This is a genomic window from Photorhabdus asymbiotica (assembly GCF_003634575.1).
GTDB lineage: Bacteria > Pseudomonadota > Gammaproteobacteria > Enterobacterales > Enterobacteriaceae > Photorhabdus > Photorhabdus asymbiotica.
Genome location: NZ_RBLJ01000002.1, coordinates 1,075,185 through 1,093,107, shown reverse-complemented (window position 1 = coordinate 1,093,107; position 17,923 = coordinate 1,075,185). Strand labels below are relative to the sequence as shown.

15 protein-coding genes are annotated in these 17,923 nt (G+C 33.0%); all 15 read right to left on the bottom strand.

The genetic code is table 11. The features are described from left to right. Nucleotides 1-313 precede the first annotated feature (313 nt). Nucleotides 314-1,789, bottom strand: a complete 1,476-nt coding sequence (locus BDD30_RS12005; protein ID WP_015836396.1) for a lipopolysaccharide biosynthesis protein — start codon at nucleotides 1,787-1,789, stop codon at nucleotides 314-316. After that, nucleotides 1,786-2,448, bottom strand: coding sequence for a formyltransferase family protein (locus BDD30_RS12000; RefSeq protein ID WP_015836395.1), 663 nt, complete (start codon nucleotides 2,446-2,448; stop codon nucleotides 1,786-1,788). The genes BDD30_RS12005 and BDD30_RS12000 overlap by 4 nt, the downstream gene beginning before the upstream one ends. Beyond that, a complete protein-coding gene (locus BDD30_RS11995) occupies nucleotides 2,441-3,130 on the bottom strand; it encodes a WbqC family protein (protein WP_015836394.1) in 690 nt (229 codons plus the stop codon). Before BDD30_RS11995 ends, BDD30_RS12000 begins: the two co-directional genes overlap by 8 nt. Next, nucleotides 3,130-4,236: a dTDP-4-amino-4,6-dideoxy-D-glucose aminotransferase VioA gene (gene vioA, locus BDD30_RS11990; RefSeq protein ID WP_015836393.1), complete on the bottom strand. Its 1,107-nt coding sequence runs from the start codon at nucleotides 4,234-4,236 to the stop codon at nucleotides 3,130-3,132. Before vioA ends, BDD30_RS11995 begins: the two co-directional genes overlap by 1 nt. Before the next feature lie 145 nt (nucleotides 4,237-4,381). Then, nucleotides 4,382-5,242, bottom strand: a complete 861-nt coding sequence (gene rfbA / locus BDD30_RS11985; protein WP_015836392.1) for a glucose-1-phosphate thymidylyltransferase RfbA — start codon at nucleotides 5,240-5,242, stop codon at nucleotides 4,382-4,384. Nucleotides 5,243-5,992: 750 nt separating this feature from the next. After that, a complete protein-coding gene (locus tag BDD30_RS11980) occupies nucleotides 5,993-6,952 on the bottom strand; it encodes a DMT family transporter (protein ID WP_015836391.1) in 960 nt (319 codons plus the stop codon). A 353-nt stretch (nucleotides 6,953-7,305) separates the two neighbouring features. Further along, nucleotides 7,306-9,180 carry a polysaccharide biosynthesis protein gene (locus tag BDD30_RS11975; RefSeq protein ID WP_015836389.1) on the bottom strand — a complete coding sequence of 625 codons (1,875 nt, stop codon included), beginning with the start codon at nucleotides 9,178-9,180 and terminating at the stop codon, nucleotides 7,306-7,308. Between the two features lie 9 nt (nucleotides 9,181-9,189). Next, nucleotides 9,190-9,801, bottom strand: a complete 612-nt coding sequence (locus BDD30_RS11970) for a sugar transferase (protein ID WP_015836388.1) — start codon at nucleotides 9,799-9,801, stop codon at nucleotides 9,190-9,192. Beyond that, complete coding sequence (locus BDD30_RS11965) at nucleotides 9,802-10,959, bottom strand: DegT/DnrJ/EryC1/StrS family aminotransferase (protein WP_015836387.1); 1,158 nt, start codon at nucleotides 10,957-10,959, stop codon at nucleotides 9,802-9,804. Further along, nucleotides 10,952-12,190, bottom strand: coding sequence for a glycosyltransferase family 4 protein (locus tag BDD30_RS11960; protein WP_015836386.1), 1,239 nt, complete (start codon nucleotides 12,188-12,190; stop codon nucleotides 10,952-10,954). Before BDD30_RS11960 ends, BDD30_RS11965 begins: the two co-directional genes overlap by 8 nt. After that, on the bottom strand, nucleotides 12,187-13,257 hold the full coding sequence (gene wecB / locus BDD30_RS11955) for a non-hydrolyzing UDP-N-acetylglucosamine 2-epimerase (RefSeq protein ID WP_015836385.1): 1,071 nt from the start codon (nucleotides 13,255-13,257) through the stop codon (nucleotides 12,187-12,189). Before wecB ends, BDD30_RS11960 begins: the two co-directional genes overlap by 4 nt. Nucleotides 13,258-13,262: 5 nt before the next feature. Further along, nucleotides 13,263-14,351, bottom strand: a complete 1,089-nt coding sequence (locus BDD30_RS11950; protein WP_231849158.1) for a glycosyltransferase — start codon at nucleotides 14,349-14,351, stop codon at nucleotides 13,263-13,265. 11 nt (nucleotides 14,352-14,362) lie between these two features. Next, nucleotides 14,363-15,235 (bottom strand): hypothetical protein, encoded by an 873-nt coding sequence (locus BDD30_RS11945; RefSeq protein ID WP_231849157.1) that lies wholly within the window; start codon nucleotides 15,233-15,235, stop codon nucleotides 14,363-14,365. A 346-nt stretch (nucleotides 15,236-15,581) separates the two neighbouring features. Next, nucleotides 15,582-16,694, bottom strand: a complete 1,113-nt coding sequence (locus tag BDD30_RS11940) for a D-glucuronyl C5-epimerase family protein (protein WP_015836382.1) — start codon at nucleotides 16,692-16,694, stop codon at nucleotides 15,582-15,584. Nucleotide 16,695: 1 nt separating this feature from the next. Beyond that, nucleotides 16,696-17,919, bottom strand: coding sequence for a lipopolysaccharide biosynthesis protein (locus tag BDD30_RS11935; protein ID WP_015836381.1), 1,224 nt, complete (start codon nucleotides 17,917-17,919; stop codon nucleotides 16,696-16,698). Nucleotides 17,920-17,923: the final 4 nt, after the last annotated feature.

The window sequence follows — 17,923 nt, the reverse complement described above, 5'->3', positions numbered from 1 at the left end:
TGTTCTCCATATAATTAAGGTTGGGTGGCTATTTTTTGAATTTTGACGTATAGGCTATTAATTTTTTCGCATCTATTATAATAATTGGAATGAAATGCGTATAATTCTCTAGTTTTCAGGGGACATATCTTAGAAATAGCACTTTTAGTATTAACACGATATTCACTCGACTTTGTTGTTTTAACAAACTCTTCGATATATTACGTTACAGACTTTATTCCGAGAGTCGACCTTTTATAAAATAATATTTTCTAAGCATTCTATAATGTATTTTTCTTGATTATAAGTGACAATGTATACAGAAAATAATGGATCATTCATTTTTAAAAGTTTTTAAGATTATTTTATTAATCATAAGGCAAGTGCCACCCAGTAATATGAGCAAAATAAACCAAATAACGCGACTATCAGGGATAACTGCTTCTATATTTTTCTGGAAAAAAATGAATAATAAAGGGAATAACATAAATGGCATAATATCGAGGAACAACCACTTAATATGTGAATTTGGTAGAAATCGTTTATGGACAATACCAGCCCAAATTATTAGGTAAATTAGATTTTGAAAAAACCAAGTTTTAGCGACTCCAGTTGCGCCATAATTTATTCCGGTGAAATAGATTGTTGGAATAAATGTAATAAGAAATATAATATTTCCTATCACATGTAGTCGAATATTTCCATGCGCGTATTGTAAGTAGTAGGGGAATGCAGATATTGCCAAAATACCATTACCTAATGCATACCAACATAGTATTGGCGTGACTTCTTTGGCTACTTGATGGCTTCCCGTCCATATATAAATTGCATGGTAAGCATATCCACTTAATAATATGCTTACAGGTAATATTATTAATGCCATTATACGGCTTGAGTTTCTATAAACAAAAATAAGCTCTTTATTTTTTTGCTCAACGTGTAGAGAAGTTAATCTGGGGAGAATGGCTTGTGCTATAGGTTGACTTAGTATCATTAGTCCAGATGCAGCAATTACACCCATTGAATAAAATCCAAATTCATTTAGTGGAAGTAGATAGCTTAATAATAATTTATCTGTTTGAGTAATTAATACCCATACACCTGATGTAAATGCAATGCTTAATGCAAATTTTAATATTGGGATCGACTCACGAATAAATTTTTTATCTATTCTTGGTGATTTATCTTTATAAGGGGTGTGATATATAGCTGAAAGATAGAAGATAATTAATTCTATAAATGCTATAATAATTTGATATATGAAATAAGAATATAGTGAATTATGGGTTAATATTAATATAATAACAGAAACAGGAAACCTTAATGTGGCGATAATTATATTTATAATATTAAGTTGAATTTGTTTCTCTAATCCAATTAGTGTACTTCTCCAAGGACCGCAAAGCCATCGAAAAGCTATTGTAACAAACATTGATGAAACTGAGAAAGTGACAAGACTAACTGATAGAGATGTAGTCAGCCAATTTTTAGTGATCCATTCTGCACTCATTATTCCTGATAGGAATATCATCATGGCTATGAGGAGAAAAAAATATGTTATGGCTTTTTGTAATCCCTTAAAAAATATGGCTTTTTGTTGATTATTCTTAGCTATTGTTGCTTCTCGTGCTATTGTTGTTGATATGCCCATATCTAACAATTGCATCCATCCTTGGAGCATTGTAAAAAAGCCTATCAATCCGTAGCCTTCTGAACCTAATTTTTCAAGATAGAAGGGGATTACCACCAATCCAATAATAGCCAGATAGAACTGACCAATATAATTAGCAATTATATTTCTTTTGATCATGATGATTGTATTAATTTCTTATATATTAATAAACTTTCTTTAGATAATAGGTCGAGATTAGTATTTTCATTTTCATTTTCATTTTCATTTTCATTTTCAGGTCTTAAAATATTAAGAGTAATATTGTTTTTTAAATTTTTAAGGACTTCATTTAAAGATGCTACCTGTTGTGAAAAAACAATGTGCCTTAATTTATCTTTACATTCATTTTTGAGGTAATATCTGAGTTCAATAATTTTCTTACCAGTATCCATTCCTTCATCAATAAAATGGACTGTACTGCCAATAAATTTTTTCTGATTTCTTATCGCCTTTTCGAATCCATTCATTCCAGGAAAATCAGGTAATAGTGCAGGATGAAAATTAATTAGTTTATTATTATAATTATTTAAGATATTACCTTGAAGTAGACGGGAGAAGAAAACTACAACATAATCTATATCATTTGAAATAAGTATTTCTAGTAATTTGTCCGAAAATTTAATATTAGATTTTTCATCTATTCTTACATGGGGGATTGAAAATTCATCTGAAAGATTTTCAGCTGGACATTTTCTGTCTGTAATAATTAAATCGAGGTTAATATCAGGGTTATTTCTGAGCAAAGTTTTTACAACAGAGCCTCCGGTAGAGCTTAATAGTGCAATTCTACTATTCAAGAGTTCCTCCTGATAACATTTTTCTTATAGTGTTTTTATCACAATTCATTAAAATATCTATAATTGATAATCCTGGAATAAAAATATTATTATTTTGTGAATAAAATGGTAAATCAGGATTTAAAAATTTAATTTTTATATTTTTTTTACTAAAAAGTTCTTTATCATAAAGCGCTTTGCCACCAATAGCATTTATATATGTATTAGCTTGCAGTAAATGGCAAATATCAATAATGCGTTTAACTCCCTTTTTGTCTTTTGGTATATTAAAATCTGAAGCTTTACTGAATTTCTTTTCTATTTCCAAATACTTGAATACACTTTCTATTGAAGATTTGTTGATTATTGATACATTTTTATCACTTGATGAAACGACAAACTCTATTATTGGAAATATTTCTTTAAAGAACGGAGATGAGCTATAGGATGAGTTAATCTGATTAAGAAACGGTTGAAAATTTCCAGTATAAAAATGTTCGTTTATTTTTCTATTTTGACTGATTTTTTCCACGGGAACTGTAAATAAAGAAGCTTTATTGTTATTTAGTATATTATTTCTGTTTATAAAGCCCTTTTTTATGAAATTTACATTATCAAAGAAAATGAAATTATCTACACTACTTACTAATTGATAATACCCTAAATATGGAAAAAAATAAGGTTGCATGATAGCAATTTTCATTAGATATCCTTAATTAAGGATATAATGATATCCTGCTGACTTTTTTCTAAAGATGTAAATATTGGTAAGCATAAAACTTTCTCTGAGGCTTCTTTTGCATTGCTGAGATTGGATGATGATGAATGTAAACCACGATACATTGGCATATCACTAATTAGAGGGTAGAAGTATCTTCTTGATAAAATATTATTATCTTTTAATTTTTGATATAGTTCATCACGAGTTAATGGATAATCTTTTTCAACTAGAATAGGAAAATATGAATGATTACTAGTTGCAGAATCAGATAGCTTAGGAATAGTGATTCCTTGTATGTTTTGTAGTTTTTCTCTATAACGTAAATCGATATTGCTTCTTTGAGAAATTGAATTATCTATATGTTTTAATTGTAATAAACCAAATGCAGCATTGACTTCACTCATTTTTCCATTAATACCAGGTGCGGTGACGGTGATTTCATCTGCAAAACCAAAATTTTTCAAGTAATCGATTCTTTGTTTGGTTTTTGCATCAGGACAAATAATCGCACCACCCTCAAATGTATTAAATACTTTTGTGGCATGAAAACTTAATATGGATAAATCACCATATTTCAATAGGCTTTGATCTTTGTATTGAACACCAAATGCGTGAGCTGCATCATAAATAACACGTAAACCGTATGTATCAGCAATTTTTTGAATTGCTTCAACATCGCATGGATTAGAGTAACAATGAACGGGCATTATTGCTGTTGTACGAGGTGTAATTGCTTCTTCGATTTTTTTTGGATCAAGATTAAAAGTTTTTTGATCTATATCTACAAAAACAGGTGTGAGATTATTCCAGAGGATTGAGTGTGCTGTAGCAACAAACGAATAAGGTGTTGTAATAACTTCCCCGCTAATTCGTAATGCCTGTAATGCTGTCACTAGTGCAATAGTTGCGTTAGTAAATAAAGAAATATGCTCAACGTTAAGATATTTGCAAAGTTCTTTTTCTAACTCTTGATGAAATGGACCATTATTAGTTAACCATTTGTTGTTCCAAATCTTTTGTAAGTATGGTATGAATTCTTCTAGAGGGGGTAAATATGGTTGTGTTACAGGTATACTTTTGTTATCCATAATAACTTCTTTAGTTGAGAATTATTGCTGTTCCACCTATTTAGGATCTATTAGAGATAATAGATGGAGTCGTAATTATTATTGAACGAATAAAATTGAAATTAAGTCTTTTACAAATCTATTAAAATTGTGATTGTCATAATTATTACAATAAAGAGTATAAATATTTTCCATAATTATTTTTTGAAATTAATTTGGCTTTCTCTTTGACCTCTTCTTTTGTTAGCCAGTTATTTTTGTATGCAATCTCTTCTAAGCAAGCAATTTTAAACCCTTGGCGTTTTTCAATAGTTTCAACAAAGGTGGCGGCTTCTAGTAAGCTCTCATGGGTGCCGGTATCCAGCCATGCAAAACCACGGCCAAGAAGTTCTACATTTAGAGAATCATCATCAAGATACATCTGGTTAATTGATGTGATTTCTAATTCACCACGATCTGATGGCGTGACTTTCTTTGCGAAATCAACGATTCGATTGTCATAGAAGTAAAGACCGGTGACAGCATAATCAGATTTGGGTTTTTTAGGTTTTTCTTCAATAGAAATTGCTTTCATCTGATCATCGAATTCAACAATTCCAAAACGTTCAGGGTCTTTTACTTGATAACCGAAGATGGTAGCTCCAGTCTTTTGGGAAGATGCTTTTTGTAGTTTTGGTGAGAAAGCTTGCCCCCAGAAGATGTTATCTCCTAGAACTAAACAAACTGAATCATCACCAATGAAATCTTCACCGATAATGAATGCTTGGGCCAGTCCTTCAGGTTTATCCTGAGTTGCGTAACTAATCTTTATTCCTAAGCTATTTCCGTGGTTCAAAAGGCGTTTGAAGCTTATTTGATCTTCAGGAGTCGTAATAATAAGAATGTCTTTGATCCCTGCTAGCATCAGTACTGATAATGGATAATAGATCATTGGCTTATCATATACTGGAAGGAGCTGTTTAGATATACCCATTGTTATAGGGTATAATCTGGTGCCGGAGCCACCGGCTAAGATAATGCCTTTCATATTAATTTTAATTTGACCAAATAATTCATATTGTTTCTGAATCTAAATTAATTTTACGATAATCATTAAATGAATTTATTTAATGATTTTTTCTTAAAATATAGGGAATTTGTATATATGGAAAATCTGAACTAATGCTTAAATACCATTAAACAAAGCTACCGCACTAGGTTATTGGCTCCCAGAACGCCTGCAAAATTCGGTAATCTTACCTACTGTATTGATTTTCCAATACTTTTGTCTGCTTTAACAAAAAGTAATGGGGGATAAGATTTTGTAACTCATTGGGGGGAGACTAAACTGTAAATTCTGTCTGGTCAAGCTTAACAAACCACTTGTTTAACTAATTGGTAGAATACGGTTAGCTGAAATCTGTATTATCGCCCATGAAGTGGTAGCTAGATTCGTTAATAACATACTATGATGTCTTACTTTTCAAAGAGTTTTATTCTATTCCATTCGTTTAGTAGGGAGTATTTCAGCTTTACATTTGTTTTTTTAGATTGGTAACTTTTTTCTTGTATCCATCCGATAACAAAGGATTGATATTGATTAGAAAAATAAATATTTCTAATTCTACAATCCATCATCTTTGGAGGTATCGGTAAATCTGTCAGTGATTGTTATCTAAATGTTAGAAAATGGGAGCGGGATTGGGGTAGGTTATGTTATTGATAGACAGTAAGTTTAGTGGTTTTCTTTAGTTGTAGTATTAAAATGTACTTAAACTGTTGCAATATAGAGTCGCATTCATTTAAGTGTCAAAATTAATTTTTTGATGTTAAGTGGATTTACAGTAGTTAGGAATGAGCCGGTAGAAACTCCTATACATAGGAGTAATAGCTTGATAGAGATGGATTCATCTACCAGTAAACAAGCGAAGATGACAGCCCAGATAGCATAAGTGATATTTAAACTCATAGCACGGATAGGCTGAAGCATGCTGATTGCTTTGTAGTAGAAGAGGTACGATAGTGTGGCGATCAGGGAAGTGAAGAATAATAAGGAGTATAATTCTATGTTTGAGAAAATATGTACGACACCAGGAAAAGAATGAACGAATAATATGATAATGATTAAATAGCCCACAGAGGATGATAGTTGCCTTATGAAATAAGCAATGTCAGCCGGTATATCTTTATTCATCCCGTAAGAGCTGATAACAACTTCGGAACTCCAGCCTAGTGCACATATAAAAGCGAAAAGAAAGCCTGTCCAACCAGATATTGTCTGAGTTGATGCTGAGTAACCGAGTATCATAGTGCATACAACGGCTAATATTAGTCCTAATATTCCAATAAGGTGAATGCGATCTTTAAGTAGGAAAAAAGAAGTTAAGGCCCCAATAGCAGGATAAGTGGCTGAAATAGTTGCTGTGTAGCTAATGCCAATGTATTGAATAGCTAAAATATAGCAAGACATGCCTATTGGGCCACCAAATATAGCCGCTAGTACAATTATTCTATTTTTCTTGTTCTTGGGGATAAGGCGTATTGCTTGGTATTTTCCTTTGACTATAAGATATATAAACATATATCCACATGAGATCGTGTCATTCAGAAAAGCAAGTACAATGGGAATAAGAAGGTAGGAGGAGAGAACGGTATCTTCTAATAATAATGCTAAAAGTACGCCGCTTAGCCCCCAGAAGATACCAGAGGACAGTCCATAGGCATTGGCTGTTATTTTACGATCGATGAATATAGCCATTATTGGTACTGTTCCGTTGATTTGTTGGTTTGTGCTAAGAGGTTAAATACAATAATTTATACCCGTTATCTTTCAAGTTGCCTCTTTGTTGGCTGCACTCACTCACCCCGGTCATATGCTCCCGGGGATTTGCTCCCTGGCCGTCGCGATGCATCTTGAAATCCATAGGGTATATATATTTCACCATTTTTTATTTTCTTTCTTTTCTAAAGAATAATATTTTCTTTAATATATTCCGAGTTACGTTGCTTCAAAAATAAATTTTTTATGAAAACTACCATCTATTCTTCTGAAATCAATAGGGAGCCGTTTAAGGCGTAGTGGTAGGATTACTTATTTGGAAAATTTAGATGTTATTTTAAAAGGTCGTAAATGTAGTCTTTAGGATGAAAATCAATAGGAGCATTAATAAGGATCTTCCTAATATTCTCAAAATCATAATTTTCACACGATGCTTTTAGGTTATTTAATAACGGATTTAATTTATCCCAAGTCAGAAAGACTTCATTGGCGGTCATGATTCTCGGATGACTTGTGCCAGAAACGTTATCACCAATTAATAATTCTTCATAAAGCTTTTCACCGGGCCTTAATCCGGTAATTTTGATTTCGATATCACCGTGAGGGTTGATTTCATCTTTAACTGTCAGTCCGGAAAGGTTGATCATTTTCCGGGCAAGATCGTATATTTTTACTGATTCTCCCATATCGAGAACAAAAACATCGCCATTATTGCCGAGTGCACCTGCTTGGATAACTAACTGGGCAGCTTCTGGGATCGTCATGAAGTAACGGGTAATATCTTTGTGAGTTAGGGTTATTGGCCCGCCATTTTCTATTTGTTTTTCGAATAGGGGTACCACGGAACCGGATGAACCCAGAACGTTGCCAAAACGAACCATTGAGAATTTTGTATCGCTGTTTTCTTTAGCAAAAGCTTGTAGTATCAGTTCAGCAAATCTTTTTGTCGCTCCCATGGTATTGGTTGGGCGGACAGCTTTATCGGTAGAAATTAATACGAATTTATCAACTTTTTGATTAATTGCTGCTTTGGCAAGTGAAAGTGTGCCAAAGATATTATTATTCACCCCCTCTATGGTATTCATTTCTACCAGAGGGACGTGTTTATATGCGGCAGCATGGTATATTGTATTAATGTTGAATTTATTTATTATTTTGTTTATCTTATCTAAATCTTTTATATCACCTAAAATTGGAATAATAGTGATATTCAAATCGTTTTCTGAATTTATCTTTTGTAACTCTTTTTCTATTGCATAAAGGCAGTACTCGGTTAATTCAAATAATATCAGCTGCGTGGGAGACTGAGTGATGATTTGCCTACATAACTCTGATCCAATTGAACCACCGGCACCTGTAACGAGGATGTTTTTATTCTTAATATTTTTACTGAGTAAATTTTGTAATGGGTTAACTTGTTCTCTGCCGAGTAGATCGTTAATAGAAACGCGTTTGAGTGAGCTTATTTGGGCTTTTCCTTCAACCAGATCATTGAAGCTTGGGATAGTGAGTATTTCACAATGCTCTTTTTGTAATCGATCAAGTATTTTTTTTCTATTGGATATTGATACGCTAGGTATTGCTAATAATATTTTCTTGATGTTGTATTTCTCTACTAAAAGTGTTATTTTTTCTGGAGAATAGACATAAACCCCATGAATAGATAAATCGTGTAATTTCGTATTATCATCAACAAAAGCAATAGGATTGAATTCTCGATGCTCTCTTAATATGGGTAAAAGTTGCCGACCGGATTCTCCTGCTCCGTATATAATAACGGGAGCTCCTTTATATCTTAATAGATTACGTAGTGTTCTATATAAAAATCGGGTACCGCAGAGTGATATCACCAGAAAAGAGAAATAAATAATTGGTACGGTTCTTGGCAGAAATGCCTGTTGATATAAGGAGATTGCGGTCAATAGTAGAGTAGATAGAAATGAGCCAATAATGGCCCATTTCAATATACTCATGTTAACGTATTTTAATATAGATCTATAAAAGCCGATTCTTAAGAAAATAAATAGGGTGAGAGGTATGGTTAATATAATCGTTAACCAATGTTGTAAGCTATAGATGGGTACTTCTCTATCAAGGCGTAGCCACATGCTTAGCCAGTATGAAATACTGATGATAAATATATCTACGATGAGGAGAACGATGGTCTTGATTAATCTATCTTGATTGAAAAACATTCTCTTGTTCATAATGGTTAATTACCTAAAAACTACTTTGTAAATTGTTTTGAAAATAATCTTCAGGTCATAGAAAAATGACTTTTTATCTATATATTCTAGGTAATACTTGGCTTTTATCGGCATAATAATGTCGATATAAGCTTGATGAGGATCTTGATATTGGCTTAATATTTGGTTTTCATCGATCATTTCTATGGAAGCTAAATCGGTTATGCCGGGTTTTACTGATAATATTTTGTTTCTAACGTTATCTGGGTATTTGTCCATAAATTGTGGCACTTCAGGTCTTGGCCCGACTAAACTCATTTTTCCCTGTATAACATCAATGAGTTGAGCTAATTCATCAATTTTATATTTGCGTATAAATTTTCCAGAGTTGGTAATACGCAGATCATGACCGATAGTGAGTTGTCCTTTTTGCTCTGATCCGGTAGTCATGCTCCTAAATTTATGAATATAGAAATTTTGATTATATCGTCCTACGCGTTTTTGTCGGAAAAAAATAGGTCCTTTTGAGTCTATTTTTATCCAAGTAGCGATTACAATTAAAAGAGGTGAAAGGATGATTAACCCAATCGAAGATGAGATTAGATCAAAAATTCTTTTTATAATTGAATAAGTTGTTTTCATTTATTCAAGAATCTCTTTAATTGTGTTAATGACATAAATCTGATCATCTTTTGTCATCTTTGTATATAAAGGAATGGATACAATTCTTTTAAAGTTTTCTTCTGCTATAGGAAAATTGTTTTTGTCCAGAGAATAGGTATCTTTCCATATTGGCTGTTTATGTAGTGGGATAAAATGGACAGAACAGCCGATATTTTTCTCTGCCATTTTTATTATAAAGTCATCTCTTGATATTTTGACTCCGTCATTGAGTCTAATGGTGTATAAATGCCAGGCGTGCTGACTATTAGGTTCTTTAGGTTTAGTGGGTAAGGTAATTGGTAGATCTTTTAATTCATTATCGTAAAATTTGGCCATGGCTTCTCTTTTCTTCTGAAAAGCGTCTATTTTCTGTAATTGATGAATACCAATGGCGGCACAAATATCTGGCATATTATATTTATAACCCGGTTCAATGACTTCATAATACCAGGCCGGTGTTTTAGATTGGTATCGATCAAAAGCATCTTTACTGATACCGTGAAGGCGCATGATTTTGGCTCTTTTTATAATGTCTGGATTTCTGGATACGAGTATTCCCCCTTCCGCTGTCGTCATGGTCTTGTTGGCGTAGAAGCTGAATACCGTTGCATCGGTGTCAAGTGTGCCAATTTTCTTTCCCTTATATAGGGTTGGGAATGAATGGGCGGCATCTTCAATGATTCGTAAATTAAATTTCTTGGCGATAGCAATGATTGCATCCATATCGCAGGATAAACCAGCAAAATGTACCGGCATAATCGCTTTAGTTTTGGCGGTTATTGCTTTTTCTATTGCTGTTGGATCAATATTTAGGCTGTCAGGTAAAGAATCAACAAAAATAGGATGCGCGCCTAGATAACGGACAACTTCGGCGGTTGCCGTGAAGGTATAAGTAGGCACAATAACTTCATCACCCGGTTGAATACCAATAGCTTCCAGCGCTAAATGTAATCCAGCTGTGGCTGAGTTTACCGCAATGGCTTCAACATCAGAACCCAAGTATTGCGCAAAATCGTGTTCAAATTTTCTGGCTTTAGGGCCGGTCGTTATCCAGCCGGTTTTAAGTGAGTCAATGACTTCGTCAATTTCAGATTGTCCAATTTCAGGTAATGCAAAAGGAAGGAATTTATTATTCATGATTTATTATTGCCTTTATGAAATTGTCTGCTAATACGGAATAAGCGTGATTTTCTAAAGCGTAAATTTTACCTCTTTGCCCTATTTGGCTTAATTCGTTAGTTGATAATTCACAGAGTTTTAATAGGCTCTGTGCAATATCTTCGGGCTTGCCTGATTTAATTGTAATGCCGCAATTAGCGTCAGAAACCGGATCATTACCTGCATCAATCGCACATAAAATAGGTTTACCCGCCATCATATAATCAATCAGTTTATTGGGGCTGATGCCAAATCTGAATAATGATTGCTTTTGTAAGCCTATATAGGCAATGTCAATTTTATTGAGTAGTGTTGGAATTTGGAATTTTGGAATGGGATCAAAGAATATAATGTTATTTATGCCCAGTGATTCAGATTCTTTAATTAAATTGTCCTTTTCAAAGCCAGTGCCAACCAATAAAAAAGTAATGGGTTTATTATGAAGCAGTGAAGCTGTTTTGAGTAGTTTTTCTAACGCATTTGGTCGTCCGTGAGCGCCGCAATAACATACAATTTTGTGCCCTTTATTTTTTTCAGCTGTGATTAACGTTTCCAGTAAGCTGTTTAATGGCGTGCGTTGATTCATCCAATCATCTACAACCACTCCATTAGGAATAATATGTAATTTATTAAGCTCTAATCCATGAGCTTGCATATGCTCTTTTACGTTAGGGAGCATGGAAATAACGATATCGGCATGTTTGTAAGCCATGTTTTCAGCAAGTTGACATAATTGGATAAATGGATGTCTAGGTGACATTCCACCTAATTCTATGGGGGAAAGAGGCCATAAATCATGCAGTTCAAAGACCAGTTTGGCATTAGCTTTTTGAGCAATACGTTTTGCTACCCATATATCCATAGGATATGTGCTTGATGCAATGACCACGTCAGGCTGATATTTTTTGACCAGGTTATTACTGTCGAGCCAAATTTGTCGTAAAAAAGAGAAGATATTTTTGACTCTGGCTAATCCATTTCCGTTGTAGCTTGGGGTTGGGTACCAGATAAATTCTAACCCGTTAATATTTTCGGTGGTTTTTTTATTGTCTGTCAGTTTAGGTTGTTTTGTCCGGACATGAGAATAAGAGGCTGCGAGTAGGGTAATTTTGTGTCCAGATTTAATCCATTCTTGGCCTAAATGATATGGACGAAACTCCATACCAAGATCCGGTGAACCCGCATAATGGTTTATATAGACTATATTCATAGTAATTTTTCTAATTCGTCAGCAATTCTTGTCGCAGCGATACCGCCGCCGTACATAGATTGAACTTCGCCTATGTTGATATTCATCATGTTGTGAACTGATTGGATTATTTTTTTACTTTCAGCGGCTGAAAGTCTGTTCACGCCGGCTTCGATTAATTCTACCCATTCAGTTTGATCCCTGACGGTTACACAAGGTTTTCTGAAGAAGAAAGCCTCTTTTTGTAGACCGCCGCTGTCTGTAATAATCAGGGAGGTGTTTTTGAGGAGCCAGATCATTTCTAAATATCCCACTGGCTCAATTAAATGAACATCTAAATGCAAGTTGTATTGTTCTAACATTTTTTTAGTTCTTGGGTGAATCGGTATTAAAACAGTAGCAATCCTTTTATGAATGTCATTCAATGCATTGACTATTTCAGCTAAACGCTGAGGATTATCGGTATTTTCAGCACGATGGAGGGTTGTTAATATAAAATGTTGGATAGAATCTAGACCATCAGGTTTTTTTGCCATTTGGCTAAAATATAAAGCTGCATCTTCCATTACATCGCCGACTTTTTTTATAGTAACTGGCTTTGAACCAAATCCTTCTCTTTGTAGATTATTGATGGCGGTGTCTGTTGGACAGAAAAGAACTGAACTCACATTATCTGTTAATATTCTGTTTATTTCTTCTGGCATTTTGATATTAAAACTACGTAAACCGGCTTCAATATGGATAACTGGAATATGTAATTTAGATGCGGCTAATGCACCCGCTAATGTTGAGTTAGTATCTCCATATACCATGACTGCATCGGGTTTTTCTGTGATAAGGACTTTTTCAACCTCGATTAGCATTTTACCGGTCATTTCACCGTGCGAGCCACCATGAATATTGAGTGTGTAATCCGGTTTGGGAATGGCTAATTCATTAAAAAATATATCAGACATATTCGTATCAAAATGTTGGCCGGTATGAATGATAATCTCTTTAAATTTATGGTGATTTTTTAAAGCGTGAGATACTGGACTTGCTTTAATGAATTGTGGTCTGGCACCTAATACAGTAATGATTTTTTTCATATCGATTAACGTCCAATTTGTTGGTAAAATTCGTTAAGTTTATTTTGTTCAATATCCCAATTGTATTTTTCATTTACTGCCAGAAGCCCATTGTTACCCATTTCTTCTGCTATATCAGTGTTATTTGATAAGTAATCTATCGCATTCGCTATTTCCTTAGGGTTTAATGGATCGATACAAATGCCACAATGGTTTTTTACAACAATATCTTTCCATAATGTGAAATTTGAAGCGATGACAGGAATACCTGCACTCATATATTCGAATATTTTATTGGGTTGGGCATCGATATGATTGGGTAGTGGATGATATAGAACGATACCCGCAATAGATTTAGATAAAAGTTCTTTGGTTTCTCCTCGATTTAAAAATCCCAGTTCATCTATTTTGTGCCAATTTTTCATGTTTTTTATTTTATTCTCTAAATCTTTGTCAGAAAAATTACCCGCTAATTTCATTTTTGTATTTGTTGTGAGGTGAGAGATGGATTTAACCATCTCGGCTATACCTCTGATATCAGAAATACCGCCGACATAGCAGACTTGTTTTTCTTTTTCATGCCAGTTGGCGTTCTTATTATATAATTCACCCAATATGGGGTAATTATTGATATCTATGGTGTTTTTATTGAATTTTAAGAATTTATTTCTTATTGATGGGGTAGCCGTAATAATTCCGTCAAATTTAGCAGCAGCATATTTTTCGTAGAGGGCGAATAATTTAGAGATAATAATTTTGTTAAATTTATTTAAATAAGGTTTGCTAAAAATTTGTTTAGGGACATCTTCATGGGCATCAAAAATAACTATTTTACCTTTCTTTTTGAGTTTTAATCCGATAGGTATGAGTTCCGGATCATGGAAATGATATAAGTCAGCATCTAATTCTAATGCTTTTTTATAAACTTTATTGGTTGTTTTAAATATTCTATTTAGTCGGCCTGTTAATATACCGACATCAATGATAGCAATGTTATTCTTTATTTCATTACCTTTACCATCTGCAACAATAAGGGAGACTTCATGTTTTTTTTGTAAGGCAGAACATTCTTTCAGGAAAATACGGATGTCGAAGCGTGAATGTACCGAAGTCATATGTGTGATTTTCATAAGGGTATTTTGTTAGTTTTTGTAGGAAATAAAAATAATAATATGCTTAATGCTAGCAGCCCATATGTCAGTAGCAGCGCTGTAATCGCTGAATTTGATATCGTATATACGAAGGGTAGATATAATGTGGTTGAAAACTCAAATGGAACTTTTTTTGAACTCAGGTTCATTGCGAAGATTAATATGTTAAATATGAAAAAGTTTATTAATAAACCAAATGTGCCATATCGGGCGATACCGTCTCCGATAAAGCCTGTATTGGCCGATCCTGATGTGCCATAATATATTTGAGAAATTATTTGAGGAGCTTCTTTTGTAAATTCACTATTGTTGTTGTAGATATAATCATAGAAGTAATAGGTATTTAATGTGGGTGTGAAGAATACTCTACGTAGCCAATGTATAAGTGGATCATAAAAATCAAAAATAAAATATAATATCCCGGCGGTAAGGAATAAATAGAGAATGATGTTTATCACTGAATTACTTATCGATCTTGTTCCTTTTATATAGAAGAATAGAATGATAACGGCAAGGTTCATGAATGCTATGCTTTTTAATCCAGAAGAGCTATAGATTAAATAGGAAATCGCAATGCTTATCGTAATGAGGATATATTTAATAGAACCTCTTACATAAAGTGAAGCCAGTAATAGCAATGGTGAGATAACATATCCCCCATTTGTGATGATGTACATGGTGAGTAGCGGGGTATTTTCTTTAAAGTGTTCTCTTACAGCATAAACTCTAAATATATTTGGTGGTATTAGACTGAATCCAGGATTGCTAATAACGAATAACAGCACAATAATACCACATCCTATTATAATTATTTTATATAAATCCCATGGAATTTTCAGTTTCGGCATCGTTATTCTATCTATTATGCGGAAAAACAATATAGATAAGAAAAATAATATGTTTATTGTGAGTATGAAAATTGTTGAATTGAGGGAGGCTGAATTAATTAATGGGAATATAATTGATACTGGTATGATGTAAGTTATATATATTAACCATAGAAAAACCATAACTGGATTTTTTTTGTTATTAAGTAAAATGAGAGGTAGGAATGATATCCAACAGAGAAAAATACTTAAGTAACCTTGTGGAGTAATATTATAGCCTCTTACCTCATGGAATGTGTCTAATATAAGCACCGAATTCAGGTAAATAATAACCTGATATAGAAATATTTTCAGGGTTATTTTAATTTTATTTTGCATTTTTTCTGATAAAGAAATAAATGGATGATAATAATAAGATAGATAGGAAGTACATTGTAATAAATTGATAGTATGCCCAACTAATAGGGCCATGTTTTATGTAATAATAGCCAATATTAGAGATGGATTTATTCCAACTATTATATAAATCCATTATTTCTTTATTTTTAAAATTTTGATTTCTCTCTATCAGATCTTTTAGGAGTAGAGTATGTATTCTATGATATTTGATATTACTTGGATTTCCAATTAAATCATAGCTGGACCATTCATTTCTTATGTCGAACTTAAATATATTATGACTGATTGATTGATATAAACTTTCGGACACCCTTTTGCTTTCATCTATATTTAGATAGTTTTCAAAGGATTCAATGCCATAAGTAGAGTAGATCATGCCGTTTAATACAAAAGCCAATTTATCTGAATTAGCTTGGGGATCAACATATTCTTCAATCCAGGGCAGATCATCTAATGTTGTTAAACTGCCGCCTTTATGGATAGGTGTTAGTGATGATTGGTATAGTAGCTTCGAGGTTGACAGATATTTATCATCACCAAAATGGTCATAAGCCCTTAATAGGAGAATAATGGCATAGGCATCTGTTAGTCCAGACCACCAAGGGGCAGAGAGTTTATTGTTTTTATATCCTTTATATGACCAGTCAAAATCATATAAGTAATGGTTTTCACCATGAAATAATTTTGTATTACTTGATAACCAATCAGCAGAAAATTTAAAATTAGAAAGCAATTGGTCTTTATTGAATTTAGGCGGTGGTACGTTCCACCCGGATAAGGATGAATCCGTCCGCCATAATATATTGGTATTATCTTTATTTAAGGCTAAAGAAGAGTATATCATTCCATAGTGTACAACATAAAATGGGGATAAGAATGGCTCGGGAATATGAGGTGAATGTGATAGGGGAAAACCATTATTATTAAATTCGCGTTGAGCAAATTTTCCTTTCATGACTAAGCTTCTTACATTACCATTGAATTCATCTAATTCATAAGCGTATTTATTGAATGTATAACTTACAATCATCACGATAATAATGTAGGGGATTATTTTTATTATATTTTTGGTTCTCTTCATTTTAACCTTCTTTGCGCATGAAAGATAATTTTAAAATATAAGCCGTACTCATTAGATAAAGAATAAAGCTTGTGAGTGAAAATAATAAAAGGGTCAGGTAAATATCTCCTAGCATATATCCGGTGAAGAGGGATATAAATCTTAATGTAATAGATGTTGTTTGAATAAATAAATTGCTTTTCTGGTGTTCATAAATGGATAGATATATTGATAAAGATGAATATATTATTTGTCCGCAGAAATGAGGTATTAAACATAATAGATATTTACCTGATTCACGCCATTCTTCACCGAAAATAAAGGTTATTATGGGTATACCCGTTAAATATGTCACTATAGCAAATAAAATAGCAATCAGCGTTAGGCAATAAAATGTTTTTTTGATCTTTAAGAAAGGTGATGTAGTCGGGTCTTTTAAGTATCCTTGTAATATAGACGAAACGGTTTGGCTTAATAGTGTAATTGGGGAGCCTGATATTCTAGATGCAATCAAATAAAATCCTGCTGATTTTAGCCCATATGTGGACATGATAAATAGTTGAGGTAGTTCATTACTAAATGTATTAATTGAAGCTGCCGGGAAATCATAAACTGGGAATTTATAATATTTTTTAGCCAGTAGTTTTATTTTTTTGAATTCATTTTTGCTTGTAATAAAGCGATATTGAGATTTTTTACCTAAAAATAGAACACCTAATGATTGACCTAATATCTGGCCTAATATAAGGCTGCTTGCTCCTAAACTAGCGATACCACCAATGATTTGAATGCTAATCATAGCAATTGTCTGAGCTATTTTGGTGATAGAGAATTCACGGTATTGTTTTTCTCTTATACTATTGAAACTGACAGCTCGGTAAAATCCATAAGTTATAATACCCAGCGGGATATAGTATATATAGTTTCCTATGGCTATTTTTTCTGATGGATTATATATTGCAAAGATAGCGATAATTATCAAACTAATGGTTATTGGAATGATGCAAGATAATGTGACTAATGAATTAATCTCACGATTCTTTTCTGATGAACTTATTGAAAATTCATAACGAAGACAGGCGCCTACGGCAAAAACACTTAATAGTGATGAAAATGAAGCGTAAGTACCCAATTCTTCAGGTGAAAATAATCGTGTTAATACCGGCGTTGATAGTAATAATAATATCTGGCTGACTAATGATGAGAGTAATAAGCCAGATATATTCCGCAATAATTTATAATTCATAGAT